12 protein-coding genes are annotated in these 16,845 nt (G+C 45.7%); 8 read left to right on the plus strand and 4 right to left on the minus strand.

What is annotated here, in order from left to right; translation table 11 throughout:
* Positions 1-238: 238 nt before the first annotated feature.
* A complete protein-coding gene (locus tag ACPUEK_RS13440; RefSeq protein ID WP_425641047.1) occupies positions 239-2,419 on the minus strand; it encodes an OsmC domain/YcaO domain-containing protein in 2,181 nt (726 codons plus the stop codon).
* 240 nt (positions 2,420-2,659) lie between these two features.
* Here ACPUEK_RS13440 and ACPUEK_RS13445 point away from each other — a divergent pair, with 240 nt between their 5' ends.
* Complete coding sequence (locus tag ACPUEK_RS13445) at positions 2,660-3,925, plus strand: cation:proton antiporter (RefSeq protein ID WP_425641048.1); 1,266 nt, start codon at positions 2,660-2,662, stop codon at positions 3,923-3,925.
* A 120-nt stretch (positions 3,926-4,045) separates the two neighbouring features.
* Here ACPUEK_RS13445 and ACPUEK_RS13450 read toward each other — a convergent pair whose 3' ends face one another.
* Positions 4,046-5,368, minus strand: coding sequence for a methyl-accepting chemotaxis protein (locus ACPUEK_RS13450; RefSeq protein ID WP_425641049.1), 1,323 nt, complete (start codon positions 5,366-5,368; stop codon positions 4,046-4,048).
* 834 nt (positions 5,369-6,202) lie between these two features.
* On the opposite strand from ACPUEK_RS13450, the gene ACPUEK_RS13455 reads away from it, so the two are divergent.
* Positions 6,203-6,817 (plus strand): uracil-DNA glycosylase family protein, encoded by a 615-nt coding sequence (locus ACPUEK_RS13455; protein ID WP_425641050.1) that lies wholly within the window; start codon positions 6,203-6,205, stop codon positions 6,815-6,817.
* A 44-nt stretch (positions 6,818-6,861) separates the two neighbouring features.
* On the opposite strand, the gene ACPUEK_RS13460 is transcribed toward ACPUEK_RS13455, so the two are convergent.
* On the minus strand, positions 6,862-7,014 hold the full coding sequence (locus ACPUEK_RS13460) for a hypothetical protein (RefSeq protein ID WP_170756318.1): 153 nt from the start codon (positions 7,012-7,014) through the stop codon (positions 6,862-6,864).
* A 360-nt stretch (positions 7,015-7,374) separates the two neighbouring features.
* Between ACPUEK_RS13460 and ACPUEK_RS13465 the strand changes: the two genes are divergently transcribed.
* Together ACPUEK_RS13465 and ACPUEK_RS13470 are read left to right on the plus strand one after the other, a co-directional pair.
* The gene (locus ACPUEK_RS13465) at positions 7,375-8,250 is read left to right on the plus strand and encodes an MYG1 family protein (protein ID WP_067219309.1); all 876 of its coding nucleotides are present in this window, start codon (positions 7,375-7,377) and stop codon (positions 8,248-8,250) included.
* A 59-nt stretch (positions 8,251-8,309) separates the two neighbouring features.
* A complete protein-coding gene (locus ACPUEK_RS13470) occupies positions 8,310-9,089 on the plus strand; it encodes an endo alpha-1,4 polygalactosaminidase (protein WP_156489060.1) in 780 nt (259 codons plus the stop codon).
* Positions 9,090-9,248: 159 nt separating this feature from the next.
* Here ACPUEK_RS13470 and ACPUEK_RS13475 read toward each other — a convergent pair whose 3' ends face one another.
* Positions 9,249-10,154, minus strand: a complete 906-nt coding sequence (locus tag ACPUEK_RS13475; RefSeq protein WP_067219653.1) for a LysR family transcriptional regulator — start codon at positions 10,152-10,154, stop codon at positions 9,249-9,251.
* 137 nt (positions 10,155-10,291) lie between these two features.
* Here ACPUEK_RS13475 and ACPUEK_RS13480 point away from each other — a divergent pair, with 137 nt between their 5' ends.
* The 4 genes from ACPUEK_RS13480 to ACPUEK_RS13495 all read left to right on the plus strand — a co-directional run bounded on the left by ACPUEK_RS13480 (position 10,292) and on the right by ACPUEK_RS13495 (position 16,255).
* A complete protein-coding gene (locus ACPUEK_RS13480) occupies positions 10,292-11,218 on the plus strand; it encodes a dihydrodipicolinate synthase family protein (RefSeq protein WP_425641051.1) in 927 nt (308 codons plus the stop codon).
* A gap of 90 nt (positions 11,219-11,308) precedes the next feature.
* Positions 11,309-12,304, plus strand: a complete 996-nt coding sequence (locus tag ACPUEK_RS13485; protein ID WP_425641052.1) for a TAXI family TRAP transporter solute-binding subunit — start codon at positions 11,309-11,311, stop codon at positions 12,302-12,304.
* A 60-nt stretch (positions 12,305-12,364) separates the two neighbouring features.
* Positions 12,365-14,263 carry a TRAP transporter permease gene (locus tag ACPUEK_RS13490; RefSeq protein ID WP_425641053.1) on the plus strand — a complete coding sequence of 633 codons (1,899 nt, stop codon included), beginning with the start codon at positions 12,365-12,367 and terminating at the stop codon, positions 14,261-14,263.
* A gap of 291 nt (positions 14,264-14,554) precedes the next feature.
* Positions 14,555-16,255 carry a hypothetical protein gene (locus ACPUEK_RS13495; protein ID WP_425641054.1) on the plus strand — a complete coding sequence of 567 codons (1,701 nt, stop codon included), beginning with the start codon at positions 14,555-14,557 and terminating at the stop codon, positions 16,253-16,255.
* The last annotated feature ends 590 nt before the right edge of the window (positions 16,256-16,845 follow it).

Genomic DNA, 16,845 nt, shown 5'->3' on the forward strand with positions numbered 1-16,845 from the left:
TAGCGCATGTCTTGTCAGTTAACTACCCTCTGAAAGTACTACCTTCTGAAAGTACAGCATTGAGTTGCGTAGAAAAATACGACTTTAAAACGTCAATGACTACCTTAACGAAGAGCCACTGACGCTAAAATCACGTATCTATGCGGTACATCAACATTAATCATTTTTATTGAAAAAGATTCTCAGTTAGGAAAAACAAAAATAATAACGCACCATATTTCCTAAGACTAAGACCTTCCTATATCCCTCGAGCACGATAAGCATGTAGTTTTTTATAGTTGTCGATCAACTTCAAATGACGATCAAGGCCTTCAAGCTTCATATTGGTGGGTGTAAGACCGTAGAATTTCACCGTACCCTCGACGGAGCCGACTACGTTCGCCATGACCTCTTTGCCAAACATACGCGATAAATTCAGTAGATAGTCGTCAAGCTCAAGCTCGTCATCAAGGATGATCTCAAGCACAGTGTTGATGGCCTGGTAAAATAAGCCCCGCTCCACAGTATTCGTGTTGTAACTTAAGAACTCCTGCACTTGATCTTTGGCTTGCTCATGCATTTGTAGCGACAAAAACAGCAACAGCTTAAGCTCACCAACATCCAATTGCCCCCACGGTGTGTTTTCATCAAACTCAACACCAATCAAGGTACGAATGTCGGTGTAATGATCTATCTCGCTTTCTTCAAGGCGCTCCAGCAACTCACCCAGAACCTCATCATCAAGTGAGTGGATATTAAGAATGTCCTCACGGAACAACAGTGCCTTATTCGTATTATCCCAAATTAGATCATCGGCTGGGTACACTTCCGAGTAATCGGGCACCAAAATACGCACAACGTTGGCCCCTAAATCATCGAACACGGCCATGTACACTTCTTTGCCAAGATCTTTCAAAATGGCCATCAAACGGTCGCATTCTTGTTCAGTGGTTCCTGAGAAATCCCATTCACAGAATTTATAATCAGCTTTGGCGCTGAAGAACTTCCACGAGATAACACCCGTCGAATCGATAAAATGCTCAACAAAATTATTCGGTTCAGAGACTGCAAAGGAATTGAACGTCGGCGCAGGCACATCATTCAATCCTTCAAAACTTCGGCCTTGCAGTAACTCTGTTAAGCTGCGCTCAAGCGCCACTTCGAAGCTTGGATGCGCACCAAACGAGGCAAACACGCCACCCGTGCGCGGGTTCATCAATGTGACACAAGCAACAGGAAACTTTCCACCAAGCGATGCGTCTTTCACCACGATTGGGAAACCATTTTCTTCAAGGCTCTGAATGCCGGCCAAGATGTTCGGATAGTGCTCCAACACTGACATGGGCACATCCGGTAATACAATCTCCTGCTCGATGATGTCTTTCTTCACCGCGCGTTCGAAGATCTCAGACAAACATTGCACCATTGCCTCAGGTAAGGTGTTGCCTGCACTCATTCCGTTACTTAAGAACAAGTTCTCAATTAGATTTGATGGGAAGTAAACTGTCTCTTGGTCAGATTGACGCACATACGGAATCGCACAAATACCGCGCTCGATATTACCAGAGTTGGTATCAATCAAATGGGAGCCTTGCAACTCTTGTTCAGGGTCAAATATGTCCAGACAGTAGTCATCCATCAGCCCTTGTGGTAATGAATCGTCTTCTGTCAATGGGAACCATTTTTCCGAGGGATAATGCACAAACTCAGCATTCGCAATGTCTTCGCCGAAATATTGATCGTTATAAAAAAAGTTACAGCTGGCACGCTCAATGAACTCACCCAATGCAGAGCATAACGCGCTTTCTTTGCTGGCCCCTTTACCATTGGTAAAACACATATGCGACGCCGCTTCGCGCAAATGTAATGACCAAACGCCTGGTACGATATTACGCCAAGAGGCGACCTCAATCTTCATCCCCAGCTGAGACAATACGTTGGACATATTCGCGATGGTATCTTCTAGCGGCAAGTCTTTCCCTAAGATCGCCGTTTTATGTCCCACTTCCGGTTGCGCCATCGACATCAGAGAAGCCCCGGCATCAAGGTCTTCAACGGTTTCAATCTTAAACTCAGGGCCAGTTTGAACGACTTTCTTTACCGTACAACGGTCAATCGAGCGCAGAATACCTTGACGATCTTTATCACTAATGTGTTCCGGCAACTCAACCTGAATCTGGAAAATCTGGTTGTATCGGTCTTCAGGATCGACAATATTATTTTGCGATAAGCGAATATCTTCCGTTGGAATATCACGTGCCTTACAGTAAACCTTAACGAAATACGCAGCGCACAGCGCAGAAGATGCCAAGAAGTAATCAAATGGGCTAGGCGCGGAGCCATCCCCTTTGTAGCGAATAGGTTGATCGGCCACGACAGTAAAGTCGTCGAACTTGGCTTCTAGACGAAGATTGTCTAAAAAATTTACTTTGATTTCCATGATGGGGCCCCAGCGTCAATATGCCGCGCAGTCTAGCATTAATTGCCCACTTACTTCGCGTGTTCACTGTGCTAGATCATGGATTTTTTGTGGTAACGATGTTCATCAATTCACGATGCTAAATAATCATTAAATAGGTAACATGTGGGTACTCTACGCAACAATCAAACTCTAAGCGCATCATATGGGTTTGACGACGTGTACAGTCACTCCTTAAACCTACACAACGAGAAATCAGACATGGAATCAGCGTCTAGCCTAAGCGTACTGGAAGTAAGCGCTATATTTTTATCAATTACGGCGTTACTGGCCTACGTAAACCATCGCTTTATTGGCTTGCCAACAACGATAGGCGTCATGGTTATCTCTATTGTCATTTCTATTGTCGCAATACTCATGGGAGTTTTAGGCTTTGATCAGCTTATAAATTATGAAGTCAGCTTCCTTGATCAACTTGACTTTACAGAAATACTACTCGACGGCATGCTTTCGATGCTTCTGTTTGCTGGCGCCCTTCATGTTAACGTAAAAGACTTGAGACGCTATAAACTTCCGATTGGCATTCTGGCTTTTATCGGTACTTTATTGTCAACCGCGATGATCGCCGCGGCTCTGTATTACTTGCTACCTGTTTTAGACCTTAAGCTACCTTTTATTTGGTGCTTGTTATTTGGCGCACTGATATCTCCAACAGACCCGATTGCCGTTATGGGAATATTAGAATCTGCTGGTGCACCTAAAAGCATTGAAACCGTCATCGCTGGCGAATCACTTTTTAATGATGGCATTGGCGTTGTGGTGTTTGTTCTGCTTTTAGGGATCTTAACGAGTGGTGATATCCCTACCGCTGAGTATGTTCTTCACACTTTAAGCGTGGAAGCAGGCGGGGGCATTCTATTCGGACTGACCTTAGGCGCTATTTTAAACTTCCTACTGAAGAGCATCGACAGCTATCAAGAGGAAGTATTGCTGACACTCGCTGGCGTCATAGGTGGTTACACACTTGCAAGTCATTGGCATCTTTCAGGTCCATTAGCAATGGTAATGGTAGGATTAATGGTCGGTAACCATGGACGCACATGGGCAATGAGCGATACCACTCGTCATTACGTCGATTTATTTTGGGAGCTGGTCGACGAAATTTTAAACGCAGCGCTGTTTGTACTCATTGGCTTAGAAATCGTCATGATAACGTACTCAGGTAACTTATCTCTCGCTGTGGGTTTAACCATCTGCGTAGCATTGGCCGCTCGATTAACCGTCGTGGGCCTTACGACAACAACGTTTAAAAAACAGCTCAATCTGCCCAGTGGTGCTTGGAAAGTCTTAACTTGGGGAGGCCTACGTGGCGGCATCTCCGTTGCGTTAGTACTTCAACTACCAGCAGGAACTGAGAGGGATATTTTGCTTACGCTTACCTATGCCGTGGTGGTGTTCTCTATTTTGGTGCAAGGTTTAAGCATTGGCAAAGTCGCTAAAACGTTGCCAATAAATAAAGATAACTAATTCTTTGAGTAAGATGAAAGGTCTGTTTAATTTTTCATCTTACTCTATCTATGATATCAGCTGTTCTCTATCACAATAGATTGAGGACCAAGACCTCTGAACGTTAAATTTTATTTTTTGTTACGACACATTTTTAACTTCAATTAGTTGAAGGTCTTTCTTGTTAGTATCTTCAATGAGCCCATCAATTTTTCTCATATTTTCGAGCTGCTCTTGAAGCTTCACAGATAGCTCACTTAACTCAGTGGCAGACAGCGACGTCTCTTCTGCTGACGCGGCCGTCGAGTGAATCACCTCATCAATGTCTAGCATGCCCTGATTAACTTGACTCAATCCTGCAGCCTGACTTTGCGACGCGCAGTCTATTTCATTGATGGTACTAGAGATTGTGGATACACGTTTAACGATCTCACCTAATGCCATCACACACCTTTGTGATATTGCATTTCCCTTTTCAACATTCTCTACGGAAGACTGAATATACTGCGCCGATTCGCTCGCTGCTTTTGTGCTTCGCTCAGCAAGAGATCTTACTTCATCAGCAACCACGGCAAAACCTCGCCCCATTTCCCCCGCTCGTGCGGCTTCAATAGAGGCATTGAGTGCAAGCAAATTGGTTTGAGATGCAATATCGTCTATGACATTAATAATGTCACTTATCGCTTCACTTGATCGATTAATTTCCAGCATTGCTTGCTCAAGCTCTTTGATCTCATCAGAGGCAATAGTAGCCGCTTGCTGCGCCTCAGAAGAGACAGTACTCGCCCCAGATGCTCGCTTGGCGTTGTCATTGGCCTGAGTCAGAATATCATTGAGAGCACTACTAATCTGAGTAATGGAAGCTGCTTGCTGATTTGATCCTACGGTCAATGCATGACTAGCTACATTCAGCTCATTTGCACCCGTAGTTAGACTATAACTTATAGCATCGACATCGTTGTACACAGATTTCAAAGCTACTTTTTCTGAGACCTCCTGAACGTATTCAACATGACCAATCTCTTTACCACTTAAGTCTTTGATGTAATACGTGTCGACACGAAAATCCTTATCCCACTGATGAAAGAACGTCGTTTGCTTACCTTTCCTTAAACAGTTGACACCACAACCATCAGTATTACAAATGTTCGCTCCCCAATTTGAACAGTGCTTGCCCAAAACGTCCTGACGCTGTACTCCTAAGGGATCGGTAGCCGCTCGGTTGACAAACGTCCACTTCATATCTAGATCTGTAACAGAGAGTGGATTAGGGATCGAATCAAGAATTTGCTCATAGTAATTGAATTGCTCTTTCGTAGAGCGCTCTATCTTTACCAAACAAACCAGCAAACCAGCCATCGCTACAGCTAAAAAAAGTCCATTTGTGCTTTCTAACCCTAGCAGTAAGGCTACAACTATAGATAAAACGTTGATACCTAGTGCTAAATGATAATATTTCTTCATGATATTTCCTTAGATTGCTAATTTAAAAGCACTTAAAAAGATATCTCTAATATATACCTAATTTGATATTTCGAACCCTGTATTTTCAATACAGATTAGTAACATTGAGTAAGGATTGGTTACGATTGGATAAATCACATGATTCCCTTAAACGTATTAACTAAAAAGCAATCGAAAGTTAAGATGTAGATCAATGGAGCAGCGACTTAGTGAGTGTTTTTATGTAAACAAAATTGGCACTTATCAAGAACACAAATGCTGCAGCAAAGTAGATAGTTTCAGGTCCTAGTACATGTGCCTGCCAGTACCTCTGGAAGAAAGCTGCATCCGACTTGTAAAAGTTAGGGCAAAACGTGGTAACAGCGGCTCATTTACCTAAGCAAATCGAACAAGCACGTAAATGCAAAAAAGACAATTCAAGCAAGAAACTATTTGTCTAATTTTTCACCTAGCCCCGTATTCTCTTATCCAAGTATTAACTGTTTCTAGTGCGCCTGGTGCGTAGGCTTGCTGTCCCATTAAAACAAACAAACCTTGCTTCCATAACGGCCATTGGGTTGGAATTGATAATTAAACCATTGTGAATTTAATAAACCATGAGTGGCCTGTTTGATGATTAAGGCTTGTTGATTCTGAGCGTCCGATGAAATTTGGGGTCACGCACATTATGGCGAACCACTCGCGCTTGTGCCCCCAAAACTGATGCCGACCTCACAGACTAAAATGAAAACCTTAGGAAGTCATTCCAGATACAAAGATAGAGTGGCGCCTGCCTTATCGGTACAATTACCTCTTAATGCACTGTTTTAACCAAGCTGTTTGTGGAGTAAGGCTATGGATAAGGAATCTTTTTCTCAATTACATCAAAACATTCTGAATTGTCGGCAATGTGCCAATGTGCTCCCCTTGGAACCCAAGCCTATTCTTCAGATACACCCCGACGCCAAAGTGTTAATTGCCGGACAAGCACCTGGGCAAAAAGCCCACGATGCGGGTCGCCCGTTCGATGATGCCAGCGGCGATCGTCTACGCCAATGGCTAGGGCTGAACAAAAGCGATTTTTATGATCCTACACAACTCGCCATCGTCCCGATGGGGTTTTGCTTCCCCGGCAACACCTTTTTTAAAAGTGGCCCGTCCAAAGGTCGCAAATCGGGTGACTTACCCCCCAGACCAGAATGCGCTGCCACATGGCACGAAATACTGCTAGGTGAATTGAATAAAATAGAGTTGACGATTGTTCTTGGGAGTCATGCCCAAGCATACTATCTGACTCAATCAGATAAGGTCACCGAACAAGTGAAGCGCTGGGCCTACTGGCTGGAGCAAGGCAAGATCGCTCTACCTCACCCAAGCCCAAGGAATAACCGTTGGCTAAAACAAAACCCATGGTTTGAAGAGGAGGTGTTGCCAATACTGAGGGACAAAGTAAAACACTTACTTAGCTAATGGGGCAGACACCTTTATCAAAGACCAGAGCATATTGCTCGTTTTTAGTCCTTGTTAACATTGCCTTTATTTGATCTTTCGTTTCTCTTCTGTTTTTTGCGCTTATTTTTCTCGGTTACGATTTTGATGGCTTCATCTTTGGTTAAATGCGGATGCTTAGCAATCAGTTCTTCCACTCTTGTATCAAATGCGGTCATTTATAAATCTCATGTCGTAAAGTTCAAATAGGGTCGGTATTTTAGCTCAGCAAGTGTATAGAACATAACGTCCCTAAACAGCGACTGATTTTGCGTTTTGCCGCGAATCAATAGCAAAACACAACTTGCAGGCAACTTTAGCTATATCTTTTTAGCTAAGTGCATAACATTCGGCGCATCGTACCCTAACAAGACTCCTACGCCAATAGTTCAAATCAGCACTTTCACTGGGTTTTACCTAAGCTACGCTTTGATTCAACAAAATGAACGGTGTCACCTCCCCACAAAACCCCGTAAAATTCGGATGTTTAGTACAACCGTGCTGTGAAGTGAAATGAGATCAATAAAAGAGATGATAAAATGACCGACAAAATTCAAGTGATAGCGACACACAACGGAAACTTTCACGCCGACGACGTATTTGCTGTAGCAGCCCTTAAACAACTTTTCACTTCGGCAAAGATCATAAGGACACGAGACCTAGACGTGATCGCCCAAGCCGATCTCGTATTAGATGTTGGCGGTGTATACGATGCAGACACAGGCCGCTTCGATCATCACCAACGAGGCGGCGCAGGTGCACGAGAAAACGGCATTCCCTTTTCATCCTTTGGCTTGATGTGGCAAAAATACGGCCTAAAACTGTGCTCTGGCGATCAAGAAGTTGCAGACTCAGTGGATAAGAACTTGGTCTCTGCTATCGACGCTATCGACTGCGGGCACGTCGATGGCCCACTCACTGGCGTCAGCCTGAGTCAAACCATCTCCATGTTTAACCCAACCTGGGAAGAAGACAACAATTTTGATGACTGTTTTGAAGAAGCCGTTACCTTTGCATCGCGCGTTTTAACACGATTTATCGCCGCAGCCCAAGGTGGCGTCAACGCCAAAAGCATTGTTGCCGAGGCCATAGAAAAAGCTGATGACCCAAGAGTTATCGTGCTAGAGCAATTCACTCCTTGGAAAACCACGGTACTGAAATTATCCCAAGATGCGCTATTTATGCTCTACCCTGCGCAAACCGGAGAGTGGCGCATCCAAACCGTACCCGTCGAACTCGGCTCGTTTGAAGACCGTAAAAAGCTTCCTGCTCCGTGGGCTGGGCTATCAGGCAAAGAACTGCAAGACGTCACCGGACTTGACGACGCCATGTTCTGTCACAACGGCTTATTTATCGCAGGTTGTAAGTCGTTTGAGAACACCCTGAAAATGGCCAATATGGCGTTAGAGTATTAGTGACTTTTTGGGTTTCATGCACAGCTTATCAACGGTAACACTTTGGAGGACATAGGCGTATGTTGAGCCGGTTTCACAGCCTTAAATATTCATTTGGCTGGATGCTAGCCATCGGTACCGGCAACGCTTGGGCTGAAACTTGGTATCAGCCTTCTGCAGGTACGACATGGCAATGGCAATTACAAGGCACGCTAAACACCGCCTATGAGGTGGAGGTTTACGATATCGACCTTTTTGATATCTCTACCGATCAAATCCATACCTTGCAGCAACAAGGTCGTAAAGTTATCTGCTACTTTTCAGCAGGTTCTGTCGAAGACTGGCGCGATGACATTAGCAAAATCAGCAAAACGGCTGTGGGCAATCCATTAGATGATTGGCCGGGGGAACGTTGGCTGGACATTCGTGATAAATCAGTCTGGCGTGTGATGCAAAATCGACTCAAACTGGCCGCGGAAAAAGGCTGTGATGGTGTCGAGCCGGATAATGTCGATGCGTATCAAAATACTTCGGGCTTTAATCTCAACTCGCAAGATCAGATCAAGTTTAACCGCTTCTTGGCTCAGAGCGCTCACATTTTAAACCTCTCTATCGGTTTGAAAAACAGCCTCGGCTTAATTCCCCAGCTAGCCAACGACTTCGACTTTGCCGTCAACGAACAATGCCTCGAATACCAAGAGTGCGACGCACTGCGGCCCTTTATCCAGCAAAACAAAGCCGTATTTCATGCAGAGTATCAATCACGCTCAAACCTCTGCCAATACGCCAGCCAGCATCAATTCAGCACGCTATTACTGCCATTGGAACTGGATGGCCGACTTCGACAAGCCTGTCGCTAGAGGCCTATAAATCTGGAGGACGAACAACACTGGAAAACTATAAAATCGTGACCAGTTTTACTTAATCACTACACTCGTCTCTGTGATTAAATGATCTGAACTGAATAGGATGTTACAGAGTTTTGATCATTTTACCGTCTAAGCAGGCCTACGGCTGGGTTACTCGAACCCCGGCGGACATTGGTCAGCCACTTCTTTCACCAATTCTCGTATCTTTTTAATCGCCAGCGTCATTTGGCCATGGGGGGACATCGCCAAGGCTAAATAGCGTTTTATACCTGGCGCGATAATACGGGACATAGACAATCCTAGGGATTTCTTAGCCGCTTCGCTGGCATACGCCCCTAGCAATGCATAGCAATCATTCGATTTCACGGCGTGTGTTTGTAACGACAGCGAGTCAGCCTCTAACACTACGTTTAATGTCACATCATAACGCCGTGCCAACACATCAAGCCGGTCACGCCAACTGCTTGGGCGACAGAACATGGTTAATGGCAGCCCATCTAATTGACTGAACTCAATCGTGGGATTCGCTGTAATCAGGCTGTTTGGCGGGCCGACAAGAAAGGTCGCTGTGTCTCTTAAGTACAGATCGCCGCTTCTATTGTCCTCTGAATGTCTAAAAAGTAAGGCTAAATCGACACGCCCCTCCTCTAACCAGCTTTCTAACTGATTGCCTTGTGCTTCCCTAACTTCCAATTGGATGTCTGGATAGCGCTCTTTGGACAACCGATACACTTCGCTTAACCACGGGGCTGCAGTAGAAGGCAGAACCGCCAACTTCACCTTACCAATAGGAAGACCGCTACTGTTTCGAATATTGTTTTCAAGTTGCTCTGTATGCTGTAGCCAGCGCCGAATCTCAGGTTCTAAGCGTCGCCCCATGTCGGTTAACTCAACTCCCCTTCCTGTGCGAACAAAGAGTTGGCAGTTAAATTCTTCCTCGATGGCTTTTATTTGACGGCTGATTTGAGGTTGGCTGGTTCCCCACATCGCTGCCACTTTACTTAGGCTGCCCAATTCGCAGACATCTATAAATGTTTTCCACGTTAGATAATTCACATCGCCACCCATACAATAAATGCATATCAGAAATACTATATTTACAGTATTAACATATCAAAACAAGTCCTACTCTTTCTGTGTGTTCTTTGAACAACCCCAAAAAAATAAATCCAAAATAATGATAGGTATTCAGAATGAGCAAAATTGATATTGATCTTCGCGGACTTAACCCAGCACCTGTTACCCCTTTCAACCGTGACGGCTCCGTCGATTACAACGCCATTCAGCGTTTAGGCGCTTGGCTCAAAAGTATTGACGGCGTTAAAAGTTTGACCGTTCTTGGCCACGCAGGTGAAGGCACTTTCCTATCGGAAAAAGAGCAGATGAAAGTCATCGAAGCCTTTGTTGAATCGGTAAACGATGAAATTCCTATTATCGCAGGCATCACTCGAGAAGGCACTGAAGTCGCGGCTGCCGAGTGTCGCAATGCCATCGAAGCCGGTGCTAAAGCAGGCTTAATGTACCCCTCTCATGGCTGGCTACGCTTTGGTTACCAAAAAGGCGCACCGCAAGATAAATATCGCACCTGTTACGAAGAAAGTGGATTGCCATTGATCCTATTTCAATACCCTGATGTCACCAAATGTACCTACGACCTAGAAACGCAGCTGGAAATCGCCGGTCAACCGGGCGTGTTTGCGATGAAAAATGGCGTACGCAATATGAAGCGCTGGGACACTGAAATCCCTGTTATTCGCGCTGAACACCCTGACTTGCAAATCTTAAGCTGTCACGATGAATACCTACTTCACACGATGTTTGATGTCGATGGCTTGTTAGTGGGTTACGGCAACGTGGCCCCTGAACTTTTAGTCGAGCTCATCAAAGCAGGTAAAGCACAAGACTATCCAAGTGCCAGAGCCATTCATGATAAGCTGCTGCCAGTCACTAAAAACGTTTATCACCGTGGTTCGCACATGGAAGGCACGGTTGCGTTGAAACACGCCCTCGTCGCACGAGGCATTCTAGAGCATGCAACGGTACGCTCACCGCTATTGCCTTTGGCCGAAGGTGCCGAGGTTGAGATCCAAGATGCCTTACGAGCAGCAGGTATCATTTAATGGCGGAGTTACGTATCAATCGCTAGAGTGTTCAACAACTTGTAAAACTTCTAGGGCGGACTCTCTGCCCTAGAAGCGTAGGAGAACCCAATGATAAAAATAAATAATCCGTTTTCTCTATTTCTGTCTGCCATGCTTTTTAGCAGTCTTTCTTTCTCGGCCATGGCCGAGACGTTGCGTTTAGGCTCTATGCCTGTAGGCTCTGGATGGTATGTCGGCGCGGCCGCGATCCAGAAGATGGTTGAAGAGAGTGACTCTGAGCTAGACATTGAAATTCTCGCTCGCGGGGGCGGCGTCGCCAACCCGATGGTGGTGAACGCTAACAAGGCTCAAATCGGCATCTCTAACGTGGCGACATCCCAGTGGGCGGTCGAAGGCATGCTGCTGTATAACGGCCGTAAAGCCACCAACATACGTTCCCTTGTGGGGGGCTTAAACCCTGTTTATATTGGCGCCATCGCCCGTAAAGAATACATGGACGAAAACGGCTTTGAGACATTGGAAGACATTTTAAGCTCAGGCAAGCCAATCAACATCATGATGAAACCTGCCGGTTCCAACATCCCACCTGTCGTAGAAACGATTCTTACCCTGTATAACCTAGACAAACAAACCATCGAAGCCCAAGGCGGTAGTATTGTCCAAGTTGACTCATCGCAAATGTCAGGGCTACTACGCGACAAGCGTGTCGACTTGTATTTTGACACCGTGTTGCGGGGTCACCCTACCATCACCGAAATCAGTCTGACAGGGGATGTGGAATTTTTAGACATGTCAGATAAAGCCATTGCCGCATTTACCTCTATCGGTCTAAGAAAAGGCACTTATGGCAAATGGTTTGACTCCCAGACTGGTGAAAATATTGGTGGCGATTTTGGTACACACTTAATTGCCAACGCTAGTCTAAGCGATGAAGACGCCTATGAAATCACTAAGCTTGTGGTCGAAAACATGGATCGCCTAAGCGAGGACTTTAAGGCTTGGAAAGCCTTCAAACGAGAAGGTGCAGCGTTACCTGAAAACAATGGTATTGCGCTTCATCCAGGGGCTATTCGTTACTACAAGGAAATAGGTTTACTGCCATGAGTTGATCGCCAGTAACGTTCTAATTACCAAACAATAAATATAAATATTTGGTGCCATTTTATGAAGAATAATCTGTACAGATTGTGTCTGAATCCCTGTGCTTGGTTGTCACTGGCCTTAGTGGCATTCCAGTACTGGATTTTGTTTAATCCCGAGCTGCCATTGGTTGAGCGTGCCACGCATTTGGTGCTCAGCTTAGCCATTATTTGCTTCGCCACGCCCTTCTCAAAAAAACAGGCTTCCCCCACACTCAATGCCATTATCTCGATGGCACTCTTTGCGATGGTCGCAATCGTTGGTGCCTATTACTTCTTAGAAGCGGATCGTTTATCAAATCGTATTGAAAACGTCTCACCGATCGAGTTTTATGACGTTGTGGTATGTTCGATACTCGTGTTTGTCTTGCTTGAAGCGGTACGCCGCACCGTGGGTTATATTTTATTGTTCGTGATTGCGGCCTTTCTGGTCTACGGTCTTTTCGGCTATCAACTCAGTGGCGACATGGGGTTCAGTCAAATCGGCTGGTATGAGTGGTCCGAAATCTTAGGCATGACCACCAGTGGTATATTGGGCGTTACCACCGCGACCTCCACCAACTTCATTTTCTACTTCATTGTCTTTGGTGTGGTCTACAGTGCTGTGGGTGGGGGTCAGTTATTCATCGATTTGGCCGTCAAACTGGTCGGCAAATCCACAGGCGGCGGAGCCAAAGTCGCGATTATTGGCTCAAGCCTTATGGGAACCATTTCAGGCAGTGCGGTCGCCAACGTGACCTCAACTGGCGTATTCACGATTCCGCTCATGAAACGCACCGGCATTCAACCCGAGCGTGCAGCGGCGTATGAAGCCATTGCCTCCACCGGTGGGCAACTAATGCCCCCTATTATGGGCATTGCGGCGTTTGTGATGGCAGAGATGCTGGCCACGTCGTACACCAACATTGCACTGGCTGGTATTTTTCCGGCACTGGCATTTTATCTTTCGTTATTCTTCTTCGCGGGTTTGGACGCCAAAAAAAATCACTGCGGCACCCTCAATGATGAGGACATCCAGCAGATCGACCCTATTCTGCCGCGCCTGCACATGCTATTACCGCCAATCGTATTAGTCTGTGGATTGGTGCTGGGATTCTCAGCACAAATTGCTGTTTTTTGGTCAACCATCACCTGTTTCGTAGCGCCTTTCTTGCACCCAAACACCCGCTACGACCTAAAAAACATTCCCTTGATGGTGCTAGATTCAGGGGTTCAAGCGGCTAAAATTGCGGCTCCCATCATGGCCATTGGTATCATCGTGTCCATTGCTATCCAGTCCAATCTAGCGCTTAAATTCGCGTCAGGATTGATCAGTGTGGGAGACGGTTCGATGGTCTTTTCACTGATACTGATCGTACTTGGGTGCATTATCATGGGCATGGGACTCCCTACTGTGGCGGCGTATATCATCGGTGCGGTGTTATACGTGCCCGCCTTGAAAGAATTGGGCATCACTGAACTGCAAGCACACTTTTTTGTCATGTATTTCTGTGTCTTGTCCATGGTCACTCCACCGGTTTCACTCGCTTCCTTTGCCGCAGCAGGTGTCGCGGGTACTGACTCGATGAAAACAAGTTTTGAAGCCTTCAAGATTTGTGCGGTCGCCTTTTTAATTCCATTTGCCTTTATTTCGGATGATGCACTGTTGTTCGTAGGTAGCTATAGCAGCATCGCCATTGCAGGGCTTGGACTTATCTTCTCCACGGCGGTTTGGGCGATTGGGGTATCAGGCTTTGCCAAACACAAAGTCTCTGTGTTTGGTCGAATCCTGATGATGAGCTGCGGCTTCTTTGCCATGATCTCAGCAACGGGTAGCTACATCTGGCTCAGTGCGATTGGCATCAGCGCTGTGTATCTACTGGTGCATTACGTAAAACCCAGAGAATCACAGCCCATCAACAAAGCCTGTTTGCATACCAAATAGGCATTTACCCATCACGATGGAAGCTCACTCTTTAGTAGTGAGCTTTCATCGCCTCCTGACTCCCCTAGCCCATCCCAATGCCATCTCTATGGCTCACTGTTCGCCGCCCTGATTGCCCACCCAGATTGATGTCGAGTCACACAGATTGGTACAAAGCTTGCTGATACTCTGCGTAACACATGGTTATCGCCTACAGATCGGCATTTTGGTAGCACTTTGCCAACGATCATCCATATCAGAGGCATAGGGTTGCCACACTATGAGGTGATTAGAAACGTAAAAGGAGTTTGTATGACAACGATCTTACCTAAAATGAACCCAGATTTATGGGGTCGCTTAAACGACAAAACCGCCACGGTGCGCGAATTTAATGAGCTAAAAGCAGAAGGGCTCATCGGTGCAAGCTCCGATGCCTACCAAGAAAGGCAGATGCGCACCAGCACTGACGAGCCCTTAGTGCAAAATGAAAAGCTAAGATTCTGGAGCGAACGCACCAACACACAATGGTGGGCCATGATGGAGGATGGCGCTGTCGGACAACAAGCGGCAAACTATTTGGCACAAATGACCTTAGAAAAACGCCAGACTGCCGCGGATTATTTAGCGAATTTTAAAAATTTATCCGATGCATTAGAAGAGCAGGTAGGACGCGACAACAATGTAGATTTGGACCAGCTACTCGACAACGCTGCCGCGGGTCGAGCACCCACAGTCAATGCGGATGGGTCTAGCGTGGCATTGGCCGAACACATCACGCCATTTTGGCAGACACACCAAGAGCAGATTCAACAGGTTGAAAACCAGTATCAAGACGTCAAAAACTTCCCACAGCATCTTTCTGACTGGCTAGACCACAAACACATTGAGCGCTCTACCGAGCTCGATGCGATGGTCGAAAAGCACCGCTACAGTGGCTTGAATGGGCTGCGCGAGCAAAGTGACGCACTATTAGAGAGTTTTCGTTTCAACATTCGCGATGGCGAAGGTGACGCCCAAGACGCACAGATGATCGCGCCAAGTGAGCTAGGCTCCATAAAGGATAAAGATAACTTCTCCATGTTCGACGCCTTGAACTTCTCATTCCCTGTGCACGAAGACTATGCTAAGCGGACGGTAGAAATGGCTTTGAGAATGGGTGACGCGGGTGCCATGAAAAATGTCCTTGCCACAGGTCGAATGCAACAAGAACAGCAGAATTTACTGGCCAATTACCACAACCTGTACTCAACGCTTTCGGCCAATATCAGTGTGCAAATGCAAAATATCGAGCCAACATTGTCACTGCAACAGATGCTCGACAACCTTTCGGATGGCAAAGACCCCGCTATGCTAGCGGGCGATAACTTACATCCACACGCCGACAAAATTCACAGCATCGTTAACACCTTCAGTGGCTTATTCAGCGCCGTGCAGACGCAACAGCAACAGCTTGAAGCCCGTCCAAAAACCGTCAACGAATGGTTGGCACAAGGTCAAAATAACCAGATGCTCGATCAAATGGTGTACAACCAATTTGGCTTAGAGCCTTGGGAGAAAGGCGAAAATAGCCGCCTATTACGAAACTCAGATTCGACAGCAGGCATGGGCTTTTCTTTATTTAGCCAACAAGACCCCGATTTGAATGAATACAAAGAGCAAGCCATGGCGGAGGCCATAGAGCGTCGCGATCGTCTAGACGCCGCACTCTTTAGAATCACAGGCGGGGCAAGTGAACTGGATCTTGAAACGGTGCTTGATAACTTTCGTTTTGGCCGCCCTCTTGGCACCATGGAAAACGGTGAGATTCACCCCAAAAGCAATGCGTTAACAGACTTTGTTGAGGATAATATGAAGGACATTAGCCATCATATCGACTGGTCTTGGATATTCGGCGAACAGGAAAACCTCACTATGATCGACTACTCATCTTGGATGAAACACGACCGTGCTGAGGACATCGCCGAGCCCGTGGTGGATTGGTTACTGGAAAGCTTGCGTAAAAAAGCACTTTAAAACGGAGAGACGCGCCTTTTTCATATCGGCGTGTCATCTTTACAACACTGCTTCGCGTAAGCAACTAGACGAATAGACATTACTTCAGCAACCGCAGCCAAAATGGCGATTTTTTGATCCTAAATAACGCTTAGGCCAATTGCTGGTGGAATGGATTCTGACTCACCTAAAGTACGTACTTATCAAACTGAAAGGGCTTTTCTGTTTAAGCGCCATACCATTAAAGCGTTAAATGAAAAAACCAAAGTATAAATGAGTATAATGTAAACAGCTTGGAACTTATAGCCGCCTTCAATTATCACTACATAATATCCATATAAAGTAGCTATTACCATTAGAGAATTATATACAACTGCAATATACATCAATTGTGATTTCTTTGGGTATGTAATTGAAACCAAGGAAATTAATGGTATTAAAAAAACAACACATCGAATTATGTACTCAAAAACATTCGATGTCCCTTCTGCTTGGTGAAAAGCAATTACCTCAAATGAATCCCATAAAAGATACGCACCTAAAAAAACATTAAAAACAACCAAAAATATCGAAGCATTTTTTCGCCCCATCTCATACAGCCTTTAAATATA

The organism is Marinomonas gallaica (assembly GCF_049821165.1).
Classification (GTDB): Bacteria; Pseudomonadota; Gammaproteobacteria; order Pseudomonadales; family Marinomonadaceae; genus Marinomonas; species Marinomonas gallaica.

What these genes read in the sequence shown, in the direction of transcription:
- ACPUEK_RS13490 (WP_425641053.1), top strand. Translation starts at nt 12,365, where the DNA reads ATGAAGAATAATCTGTACAGATTGTGTCTGAATCCCTGTGCTTGGTTG.
- ACPUEK_RS13470 (WP_156489060.1), top strand. Translation starts at nt 8,310, where the DNA reads ATGTTGAGCCGGTTTCACAGCCTTAAATATTCATTTGGCTGGATGCTA.
- ACPUEK_RS13465 (WP_067219309.1), top strand. Translation starts at nt 7,375, where the DNA reads ATGACCGACAAAATTCAAGTGATAGCGACACACAACGGAAACTTTCAC.
- ACPUEK_RS13445 (WP_425641048.1), top strand. Translation starts at nt 2,660, where the DNA reads ATGGAATCAGCGTCTAGCCTAAGCGTACTGGAAGTAAGCGCTATATTT.
- ACPUEK_RS13485 (WP_425641052.1), top strand. Translation starts at nt 11,309, where the DNA reads ATGATAAAAATAAATAATCCGTTTTCTCTATTTCTGTCTGCCATGCTT.
- ACPUEK_RS13455 (WP_425641050.1), top strand. Translation starts at nt 6,203, where the DNA reads ATGGATAAGGAATCTTTTTCTCAATTACATCAAAACATTCTGAATTGT.
- ACPUEK_RS13480 (WP_425641051.1), top strand. Translation starts at nt 10,292, where the DNA reads ATGAGCAAAATTGATATTGATCTTCGCGGACTTAACCCAGCACCTGTT.
- ACPUEK_RS13450 (WP_425641049.1), bottom strand. Translation starts at nt 5,368, where the DNA reads ATGAAGAAATATTATCATTTAGCACTAGGTATCAACGTTTTATCTATA.
- ACPUEK_RS13460 (WP_170756318.1), bottom strand. Translation starts at nt 7,014, where the DNA reads ATGACCGCATTTGATACAAGAGTGGAAGAACTGATTGCTAAGCATCCG.
- ACPUEK_RS13440 (WP_425641047.1), bottom strand. Translation starts at nt 2,419, where the DNA reads ATGGAAATCAAAGTAAATTTTTTAGACAATCTTCGTCTAGAAGCCAAG.
- ACPUEK_RS13495 (WP_425641054.1), top strand. Translation starts at nt 14,555, where the DNA reads ATGACAACGATCTTACCTAAAATGAACCCAGATTTATGGGGTCGCTTA.